The 9,693-nt window shown below is 58.1% G+C and carries 12 protein-coding genes; 7 read left to right on the forward strand and 5 right to left on the reverse strand.

Annotated features, from left to right (window positions below; translation table 11 throughout):
• From RMO15_RS16730 to RMO15_RS16755, 6 genes are all read left to right on the forward strand, one after another.
• Positions 1–349 (forward strand): hypothetical protein (locus RMO15_RS16730; RefSeq protein ID WP_309714587.1); only part of this gene is annotated, 349 nt, incomplete at its 5' end.
• Positions 342–971, forward strand: a complete 630-nt coding sequence (locus tag RMO15_RS16735; RefSeq protein WP_309714588.1) for a hypothetical protein — start codon at positions 342–344, stop codon at positions 969–971. The genes RMO15_RS16730 and RMO15_RS16735, both read left to right, overlap by 8 nt.
• Positions 964–2,076 (forward strand): HEAT repeat domain-containing protein, encoded by a 1,113-nt coding sequence (locus RMO15_RS16740; RefSeq protein ID WP_309714589.1) that lies wholly within the window; start codon positions 964–966, stop codon positions 2,074–2,076. Before RMO15_RS16735 ends, RMO15_RS16740 begins: the two co-directional genes overlap by 8 nt.
• The gene (locus tag RMO15_RS16745) at positions 2,073–2,345 is read left to right on the forward strand and encodes a hypothetical protein (RefSeq protein WP_309714590.1); all 273 of its coding nucleotides are present in this window, start codon (positions 2,073–2,075) and stop codon (positions 2,343–2,345) included. Before RMO15_RS16740 ends, RMO15_RS16745 begins: the two co-directional genes overlap by 4 nt.
• Positions 2,346–2,790: 445 nt before the next feature.
• Positions 2,791–3,438, forward strand: a complete 648-nt coding sequence (locus RMO15_RS16750) for a hypothetical protein (RefSeq protein WP_309714591.1) — start codon at positions 2,791–2,793, stop codon at positions 3,436–3,438.
• Positions 3,431–4,183 (forward strand): HEAT repeat domain-containing protein, encoded by a 753-nt coding sequence (locus RMO15_RS16755; protein ID WP_309714592.1) that lies wholly within the window; start codon positions 3,431–3,433, stop codon positions 4,181–4,183. The genes RMO15_RS16750 and RMO15_RS16755 overlap by 8 nt, the downstream gene beginning before the upstream one ends.
• Here the strand turns inward: RMO15_RS16755 and araH are convergent.
• From araH to RMO15_RS16780, 5 genes are all read right to left on the reverse strand, one after another.
• A complete protein-coding gene (araH, locus tag RMO15_RS16760) occupies positions 4,161–5,090 on the reverse strand; it encodes an L-arabinose ABC transporter permease AraH (protein ID WP_309714593.1) in 930 nt (309 codons plus the stop codon). The two genes, RMO15_RS16755 and araH, sit on opposite strands and share 23 nt — an antisense overlap.
• Positions 5,087–6,619 carry an ATP-binding cassette domain-containing protein gene (locus RMO15_RS16765; RefSeq protein WP_309714594.1) on the reverse strand — a complete coding sequence of 511 codons (1,533 nt, stop codon included), beginning with the start codon at positions 6,617–6,619 and terminating at the stop codon, positions 5,087–5,089. Before RMO15_RS16765 ends, araH begins: the two co-directional genes overlap by 4 nt.
• A gap of 145 nt (positions 6,620–6,764) precedes the next feature.
• Complete coding sequence (locus RMO15_RS16770) at positions 6,765–7,793, reverse strand: substrate-binding domain-containing protein (protein ID WP_309714595.1); 1,029 nt, start codon at positions 7,791–7,793, stop codon at positions 6,765–6,767.
• Positions 7,794–7,829: 36 nt separating this feature from the next.
• Complete coding sequence (locus RMO15_RS16775; RefSeq protein ID WP_309714596.1) at positions 7,830–8,633, reverse strand: ATP-binding cassette domain-containing protein; 804 nt, start codon at positions 8,631–8,633, stop codon at positions 7,830–7,832.
• The gene (locus RMO15_RS16780) at positions 8,630–9,409 is read right to left on the reverse strand and encodes an ABC transporter permease subunit (protein ID WP_309714597.1); all 780 of its coding nucleotides are present in this window, start codon (positions 9,407–9,409) and stop codon (positions 8,630–8,632) included. Before RMO15_RS16780 ends, RMO15_RS16775 begins: the two co-directional genes overlap by 4 nt.
• 145 nt (positions 9,410–9,554) lie before the next feature.
• Here RMO15_RS16780 and RMO15_RS33335 point away from each other — a divergent pair.
• Positions 9,555–9,693, forward strand: a 139-nt coding sequence (locus RMO15_RS33335) for a ParB N-terminal domain-containing protein (RefSeq protein WP_369016130.1), incomplete at its 3' end; no start/stop codon positions are given.

The following is a 9,693-nucleotide window of genomic DNA, read 5'->3' on the forward strand; positions in this document are numbered from 1 at the left end:
GCCTTGCCCAAGTCAACAAACTACCGATAGTCAAGATTTTATCGAGCAGGTAAACCCCGAGGATATACCCTATATCCTCACCCTGCTCCAGCGGGCACGAGGGCGGCATGCGTTTTTGAATCTGGCCGGACGCGCCGTCGAAAAGCTTATCGAGACCAATCCCACGCCCGAGCTGGCCGATGTCCTACCGTATTTTGAGGGTTTCTGGGGAATCCCGTTCTCGTTTCTGCGCATCCGCCGCAAGCTGAAAAAAGCACTCCAAAGTGACCTGCCGATTCCTGCCACCCAGCCGAGCACACAGGAGGATTTACCGATCCCGACACGCAACAGGGAAGACAGTCATGGCTGAGAGTCACGCGGAGCTGAAGGAGCTGGTGCGCAAGTACCAGGAGGGAATCGGCCCACAGACGCGCGATGAGTATCGCACTCTTATCGTGCAACAGTACGCCGAACTAGCAGTACCCGTCGTTCTCGATGCCTACGACGAAGCGACCCTACAGACACACCCTGTCCGAATGGAGCTGCTTCTGAATCTCGCTGCACTGCTCGTCGAGCTAGGCGATCCACGGGCAGTGCCCACACTCATCAACCTGGCGCAGATAGGAACGGAGCCCACCTTTGTAAACCCTCTTCTGGGGCTGATCAAGAGCTTGGAGCGGCGAGGGGATGCGGCTTGCATTGCGGCGCTGGTGGAGATCCTGAAAGAATTTCGCTTTGCTCGCCCTCGAATCGCAGTTCTCGTGGCGGAGGTACTGGCTCGGATGGCAGAACGAGACCCGCTTCAGGAGATCGCGGCGGCACTGCCGTATCTGCAATCGGGCTTTTTGGCACCCGCCGCCCCGCTGGAGTTTGGCCCCTTGCGGCGACAGCTAAAAGCGGCACTGAAGCTCACCAACCTGCCTCTCACCGCGAGTTCTCCGCAGATGGTCGAGAACCTGCCACTCCCCGCAGAAAAAGAAACCCATGAGTGACGAGAGTATTTCCTTTCTGATTGCACGGCTCAATCATAGCGAGTACAGCGAGCGGCGCAAGGCCGAGGATGCGCTTGTGGAGCTGGGAGAGGCCGCCATTGCCTCGCTGATCGCTGTCGTGGAGCAGCAGGGAATTATCGCCGTACTCCGGGCCGCCTCGGCTCTCTCACGGCTCGGTGATGAGCGAGGAATCTTGCCCGTCGCCCGCCTTTTGCTACGAGGAGGTGAGAACAATATGGATGTTGTGCAGTTCCTGGCATACTGGAAACCTGAGCCGACACACTACCAGCCAAATTCTCCGAAACGCTACACCCCAGAGTACGATCTGGTTCTGCAAGCGAGAAACTTTCTGGGCATCTCTGGCTACCAGAGCCTTACGGGCGCGGGACAACAGGAAATTTTTTACCGAGGGCTTGTTCAGTCCACTCGAAACTACTCACCCGGCTGGGTAGCGCCGTCAATGGCCGCCCCAAAAGCCACAACGACCGCCACGCCCGACGATATTCCGGGCCTGATCCAGACCCTGCGCTCCAGTAACCACACGCTTCGTGAGGCGGCGACGGCCAAGCTGATCGGACTGGGAAGGGACGCCGTTCCCGCGCTTCTGGAGGCGCTGAGCCTCGATAGCCCCCTAGCACGCTATCGAGCGGTCGAGGCACTGGGGCAAGTCGGCGATGCGCGTGCCGTAGAGCCGCTCCTCAAGCTCCGCAAAACTCTCGACATGGATATCCTGGAGTCGGTCAACAAAGCCCTGCCCGTGCTTGCCCGTCACCTTGCCGAGCGCCCCACGTCCACCGAGATTCCCCAGCTGATCGCCCTTATCCAGCACCTGCGCTTCGATGCCCAGACCCAGTCCGCCGCCATCGCCGCCGCAAAAGCGCTAGAGACACTCGCCCACACTCACCCCACTCCGCAGCTTCGTGGAGCCCTCAAGTGGCTCAAGTCCCTCTGGGCACCGCTTCCCGCAGACTTCAAAGAAGCCCGCAAAGTCATCGAAGAGGCCACCAAGCAGTGGAAAGATCTGCCGCTGGTCGCCGATGCGCCGCAAGAGACGACAGAGAATCTCCCCCGCCCCGCAAGCAACGAAAGCGAACCCAACGAATGATGGCAGATGAAGAGATAGAAAAATGGATCAAGCAGCTCAGAGACGCAGACTACGGCAATCAACTGATCGCGATGGGGCGCTTGGTGGAGTCGGGTGAGGTAGCAGTGCCCGCTCTCATTGAGGCGCTGGATGCAGCCATTCCCTATGTCCGTGTTCCACTTATTTCCATACTGGCAGGAATTGGTAGCCCCAACCCTGAGAGCGTGCGCGTCCTCGTGAAGGTGTGGAAAAAGAACCTCGGTGATCCCTTTACAAACCAGACGCCATGAACGGGGTTCACCTTGAAGCATGAAAATGCCCGAGGAACGCCGCCCGAAAGCGGCTATTTACAGGATAGGCACTCATCAACCTTGCCAAGAAACTCGCACAAAATTCAACGCCGGAGAGTATCTCCGCACTCATTGGGCTTCTGGAGTGCCATAAATACGCCACCTATCTTGAGGGAGGTAACGCACAATCGACTCGGGGAACGGATGTCGCGGATATCGCCGCAGACGCACTCGGAAGGCTTGCCTACCGACAGCCGACACGCCAGCTCCGCGAGGCACTTCCTCACCTAAAGCGCAATATATGGGTCGGGTCACCGGAAAGCTTTAGCGCGGCCCGAAAGATTATCGAAGAGAAAACACAGCAGTGGAAAGACTTGCCACTGGTTGCAGAAGCGCCTGTAGAAAAAAAAGACCTGCCTTTACCTGCCAATGAGGAAGCTTCATCATGATAAATGACCCGATTGTACGATTAATTGAAAACCTTGAAAGCTCTGATTATAGTCAGCAGTTAATTGCATTAGGAAAGCTTGTTGAACTGGGAAACACTGCTATTCCTTACTTAGATGAAGCACTTTACCGATGTATTTTACCTGCTCGAATTCATGCCGCTTGTGCGATGGCGGCAATTGGTAGTCATGACCCAAGAATTATTAGTGGAGTTATTCAGCTTTGGGAAAAACATCCAAGAGAGTCTTTGCTTAATCATGCCCTTCTTGTTTTAGTTAAAAATTTAAGTAGTATGAAAAAGGCAGAGAGTATTCCTGCCTTGATTCTATTTCTCCCGTGTTTTGCATGGAAATCAGTAAATAGTGAAGGTCAGCCTGATATCCTGATAAAAGGAAAAGAAATTTCACTGATTGCAGCAGAAGGACTAAGATGGCTTGCAAATCATCAGCCATCACGACAACTTCGTGATGCACTGCCTTATTTAAAACGTGGACTCTTCTCCACAAAACCTCAAGAGTTTGATGATGTCCGAAAGGTCATTGAAGAAAAAACGCAACAGTGGAAAGATCTTCCTTTAGTTGCAGATGCGCCGAAAAACACTGAGAATCTGCCGTTGCCTGCTGATGAGGAAGTTTCTCATGGTTGACCTGCGCCGCTGCCCCAAGACGGCAAGGTTTCTGGAGGAGCACGGCGTGGTGCTGGTGGAGGGAAAGCCAAAGCTGGACGAGGCGTGGCGGATGGCCTGCGAGCCGCATCTGCGGGGGGCGAAGAAGGAGCATAAAGAGCGCCAGGAGGCGGTGCGAAGCCACGGCACGCAGCCAGACTCTGTGGCGTTTCTCGGGTGGGTCTTGCTGGCCGACTCCTGGCGACACGTGCGAGCCGAGGCGGTGCGGGCGCTGGGCGAGCATAAAACGGAGCAGAGCCAGGCGCTGATTGCGCTCGCACTGGCAGACCGCTCGCAGTTCGTCGTTCGGGCGGGGCACAAAGCACTCCATCTCCAAGGCGCGGGGGTGCTGGTGCCGTTTCTCGTGCTTTTTGCGCTCTGGGAAGACCAAGCGGGGGGCACTTATCTGCTCCAGTGCGCCGTTGGAATGGCCAAGCGCAACCCACAGCCAGCCATGCGTCAGGTGCTTCCCCGGCTGGAACAAGAGGCCCGAAAGTTCTTTATGTTGCCCCAAAAACGGCGTGCTCTCCGGGAAATTATTACCCAGCTAGACCAAGCGACGGCCCACCTCAAAGACCTCCCGCTCACCGCGATGGCGAGTGTGGAAAGTGCAAACCTGCCGCTACCGACCCAAACCCTGCCTGCCCTGACGGAGGATGCCGAGGGACGAGGCGGGTGGGTTCGAGACAAGTGGATTCAGCGCTTCAAACGTTTTTTCGGTTCTTGAGCTTGTCGAGAAGCACGGCGGCCAAGAGAATCGCGCCGCTGGCCACGAGCTGCCAGAAGGTCGGGATATTGAGCAGGTTCATGGCGTTCTGCACCGCGCCCATGATAAAGACCCCCACGATCATCCCGCTGATGGTGCCCACGCCCCCGGTGAGCGAGACGCCTCCGAGGACGCAGCCGGAGATCACTTGGAGCTCCAGCCCCTCACTCGTGTTGGGCTGCCCCGATGACACGCGCGAGGCAAGGAGCACGCCCGCCAGCGCCGCCACCGCGCCCTGCACTGCGAAGATCAGGATCTTGGTCCGCACGACATTCACCCCGGAGAGCCGCGCCGCCTCGGAGTTACCTCCAATGGCCAGCGTGTTGCGCCCGTAGATAGTTTTATTGAGCAGCAGGCCAAAGACCACAAAGCACAGCACCATCACCCAGACTGGCGACTGGAACTCCAGGAGCTTGTACTGCCCCAGCTTACCAAACGCTTCGTTGCTGATCCCAATGGACGAGCCATCGGCGAGCAGGCGGGCAAAGCCACGGACAATCTGCATCGTCGCCAGCGTGGTAATCAGCGCATTGATCCCCAGCCGCGCGATCACAAAGCCATTGATCGCTCCAACTCCAAAGCCCAGCGCCACAGGAATCGCAATCGCTAGCGCGATATTGCCCGTCTTGTTGATCACCAGCGCCGCCACGACCCCGGCCAGCGCCACGACCGAGCCCACGGAGAGATCGAAGTCGCCTGCGGCAAGGCAAAAGAGCATCGTGCACGCCACGATCCCGACCGTGGTGACCGACATCGTCAGGCCCTTGGCGTTCTCCACCGTGGCGAAGTTAGGGACCGTAAAGGAGAGCACCAGAAAGAGCAGGGCACAGACCAGGAGCATCCCATTGTTCTGCCAGAGTTTTTTCATGACCCTCCTCCCCCCGGCCCCCTCCTCCCAATCCTGGGAGGAGGATTGGGAGAGGGGGAGACTAGGTGGGGTTGGGGGCTATGGCTCCCCTCACTCCCCTCCTCCCAGGATTGGGAGGAGGGGCTGGGGGAGGAGGGATTCGGAGAGGTCGGCAACGCCGCAGCCAAGCACTTCTCCGGCGTGGCTTCCTCGCGCGAAAACTCCGCTGAGATCACGCCTTGGCGCATGACAAGCACCCGGTCTGCCACGCCCAGTACCTCGGGCAAGTCTGAAGACACCATTACCACTCCCACTCCTCGCTCAGATAGATCGTACAAAATGTCATAGATCTCACGCTTTGCTCCCACGTCAATGCCGCGCGTCGGCTCATCAAGAAGGAGCACTTTGACATCCTCGCTCAGCCAGCGCCCCAGAATCGCTTTCTGCTGATTCCCCCCCGAGAGCAAGCCGATCTGCTGCTCTAGGTTCGGAGTCTTGACCCGCATCGCCTCGACTTGCTGGGTCGCATTCTCGCGCTCCGCAGGCTCGTTGATCCAGAAGCCGAGCTTGGAGAACCGCCGCCGCGCGGAGAGATTGATGTTCTCCGCCACCGAACGCACGGAGACAATGCCCTCTTTCTTGCGATCCTCGGGGCAGAGGCAGATGCCATTTTTAATGCTCTGCGCTGGGTTGGCGTAGATCTCTTTGAGTAGCTCCGTGCGCCCCGCTCCCACTAAGCCAAATATCCCCAAAATCTCGCCGCCGCGCACGGTGAGGCCATGGCTTTCTAGTGCGATTGCTCCCACACTGCGTGGCCGCCAGCCGTAGATGTCGGAGATATCGCGACCAACCATGCTCTTGACCACGCCTGCCGCATCGGTCTGAGCGCTTGGAACCGTCTCGATGTGCTTGCCGTCGCGCAACACCGTTACGGTGTCGCAGATCGCAAAAATCTCATCCATGCGGTGCGAGACATAGAGAATCGCTTTCTCCTGGCGCTTGAGCTTCTCGATAATCGCAAAGAGCGTCTCCACTTCCCGTGCCGAGAGTGAGCTGGTCGGCTCATCAAAAGCGATCACTTTGGCATCTCTGGAAAGGGCCTTGGCTATCTCAACCATCTGCCGCTGCGCCAGCGAGAGATCGCCTACTTTTGTGTTGGGATCAAGCGCGATTCCCAGCTCCTCCAGCTTACCAACAGTCTGGGCGACCAACTCTCGATTATCCACCCAGCCGGTTTTTGACGGCAAGTGCCCCAAAAAGACATTCTCCGCCACGGTCATCTCAGGAACCAAGTGTAGCTCCTGGTAGATCACCGCAATCCCGGCTTGGATCGCATGAAACGGCGAGCCAAAGCGCAGTGGCTTGCCCTCCAGCACAAGCTGCCCCGTGTCGGGCTTGTACATCCCGGAGAGAATCTTGAGCAGCGTGGACTTGCCTGCCCCATTCTCGCCACAGAGCGCATGGACACTGCACCCCGAAGCCGAGAACGAGACCTCCGAGAGCGCTTGGACGCCCGGAAAGGCTTTCGAGAGATTCTGGAATTCGAGCATGATTTATCGTGTCCCGCCGGTTGGAGCGGCGGGACTTGAGAGCGCTTCGCGCTACGAAGGCCGTTCCGGCCATAATGCATTCCCTATGGGCGGAACGCCCTTTGTAGCCGAAGGCTCTTTAGCCATCCCGCTCTAACCGGGGTGGCTACTCGATGCCTTCCTCTTTAAGCTTGGCGACGAAGTTAGCACGATCAATCAGCGTGCCCTTGGTATAGGTCTCTTTGGCGGGCTCTTTGCCGTCCTTGATCCAGTTGTACATCGCCTCCGCCGTCGAGAAACCGTGGGTGCGCGCGGAGAGCAGCATCGAGGCGTGGAAGCCGGTCTTGGCTTTCTTGAGGTCGTCCTTGCCGCTGGTGCCGTTGATGCCGATCCCGATCACGTTCTCGGGCGCGATGGATTTTTGCTCGGTGGCGCGGACAAAGCCCAGTACGCCATCATCGTTGGACGAGTACGCGACCCAGTGCTTGATCTCGGGGTGCTGGGTGAGGATAATATTGGCCGCATTGACCGCCGTCTCCATCTGCTGGGGCTTCTTCCAGGCGCTGAGAAAGAAGTTCTTCTCCGGCAGGCCCGCCGCTTTTAAGGACTCACTCGCGCCATCCGTGCGCTGCTTACAGGACTCGATCTCGTCTACCGTCAGCACCGCCGCTCCGACTTCCGCCAGGTTCCAGCCGCGCTTCTTGGCTTCGTCGGCGAGGGCGACTCCCACGCCCTTGCCAATCTCCGAGGCGGAGATACCTAAGTAAGCCACATCGGTGAGGGGCTTGCTATCGGGACCAAGCAAGCGGTCGTCCACGGTGAGCAGCTTGAGGTTTTTCTCTTTGCACTTGGCCACAATGGTCGCGCCCAGCTTGGTGTCTGGGGTGCAGATAATCAGTCCCTGAGCGCCCTGAGTCGCGATATTGTTGATCGCGCTGTCCACGCCCTCGGCGTCTTTGGCCTCGATCTTGATCAGCGTGAAGCCATATTTTTTCGCGGCTTCATCGGCGAACTTCCACTCGGTCTGGAACCAGGGCTCGGCGGAGTCTTTCACCACGAACCCGATCTTCACATCGGACTTGGGAGCATCGGCTGTGGGCTTGTCGCCGCCTGTGGTGGGTGTGTTGTTGCTCGGGCACCCGGTGAGCGTCAGTGCCCCCAAGGCTGCCATCATTAGAAAATATCGTCGCTTCATACAGTCTGAGTTCCACAGACAAAGCCGATTTTCCTGCTACAGCTTGGGGAAGAGGTCCTGAAGCTCGGCGAGGACACGTAAATACTCCGGGTCGCCGGTGATTCCCTCGCGCCACGCAAGGCCGCGCTCCATCAGATCAAAGACTTTCTGGACACGGGCTCCGGGAATCGGCTGGCCTTTTTCATCGCGATCTCGGCCCAGGAGCCAGAGCGTGTCGCAGGTCTCGACAGCCGCCTCAATATCGTGGGTTACTAAGACAAACGTCTTGTGTTCGTCCACGGCGGCGGCCTCGCCAAGAAGCTTGATGACATTATGGACGGCAACCGGATCAAGGCCGGAGAACGGCTCGTCCATGAGAACTAAAAACTCGGAGCAGAGGAGCTGCTGGGCAATGGCGACGCGTTGGCGCTGGCCGCCGGAGAGCTGGATGGGGTATTTCTTGGCGTGCTCGCCCATCCCAAAGCGCTCCAGCAGGTTCATGGCTTTTGCGGCATCGTTGTCCGTGGCGACCAGGAGATTCGAGAGAACGGTGCGGTGGGCAAAGAGGGGGTAGTCCTGCGCCACCACACCGACCGTTCCGCGCTTCACCGGAAGCCCCTCGGCTCCAAGGGAGACTTTCCCGCTTGTGGGCTCCATCAGCCCCGCGAGGATGCGAAAGAGCGTCGTTTTCCCCACTCCCGATGGCCCGAGAAGCCCGACTATCTGGCCTTGCTCACGTCCGGGAACATGGACATTTTTAATCTCCGCATTGACATCTTTTAAGATCGGGCGACCATTGTAGCTATGGGAGATGCTCTCGATCTTAAGCAGCGTCTCCCGAATTTCATAGGCTGTACTCATGCGTCGCTCCGCTCTTTATTGAGATCGGCCCAGGGGCAGAAAATCTGCCGGATCAGGCCGATGGCATAGTCTTGAAAGAGCCCGACACAGAGCACGAGGATCTGGATCGCAAAGACCTTGTCCATGTGGAAGTACTTGCGCTGAATGTCCAGTGCCACGCCGAGGCCGCCCTCACTACGATAGAGCGCCTCGACCATAGGAAGAAGTGTCCAGGCAATCGCGGCGTTCTGGCGCACGGCATCGAAGACCTTGTCTATCGTCCCCCGGATCACCACCTCCCAGACCACGCGCCACTCGGAGAGCCGGAGCGTGCGGGCGTAGTCGTACTGGGACCGAGGAATCTCGGCGATGATCGAGAGGAGCGATGTCAGTAAGAAGACACTCATTCCCAGTGTGAGCATCGCGAGTTTTACGGGCCGGTCTCCCCCTAGCATCAGGGTAAAGACCACCGAGAAGCCCACCAGCGAGAGAAAGCGCCCGCGAGAAACAACCAGTGCCAGGGGCCGAAAGACCGGGATCACGGTGAGATACGCCAGGCCCATGGAGATCACGGTCGAGAGTGCCAGTGCCTGCAGAAACAGTCCCAGGCTCACGATCAGCTCCTGACCAATCCCTCCCCGCCAGAGCTCACCCAGCGCCGAGAACACTTCACCGGGGCGTGGCAGTACTTTAAACGGCGAGGCCAGCCAGAGGATCAGAAAGAGCGCCGCCTCCCCGAGCAAGATCAGCCGAAAGGTTGTCGGGGAGATGACTTTATTGGGAGTAAAAATTCCCATACTATTAGTTTCCTCCCCCCCATCCAACGGGGGAGATTAAAGGAAAATTCCTTATTGTCCCCCCGCTGGGCGGGGGTTAGGGGGCAAGCTGGTCTAATAGCGAACATCTGCTTGCCAGAAAAGAATAGATTGCCGGAGAGAATACTTGGAACTGAAGTTTATTGCGATTACGAAAATCGTCGAAGATGCGGATCAGCCGCGAAAAGTGCTGGACGATGCGGCGCTGGCGGGCTTGGCGGACTCGATCCGCCAGCACGGGCTGCTCAACCCTATCACCGTGATCG

It is taken from the genome of Armatimonas sp. (assembly GCF_031410135.1).
In the GTDB taxonomy this organism is placed as follows: Bacteria; Armatimonadota; Armatimonadia; order Armatimonadales; family Armatimonadaceae; genus Armatimonas.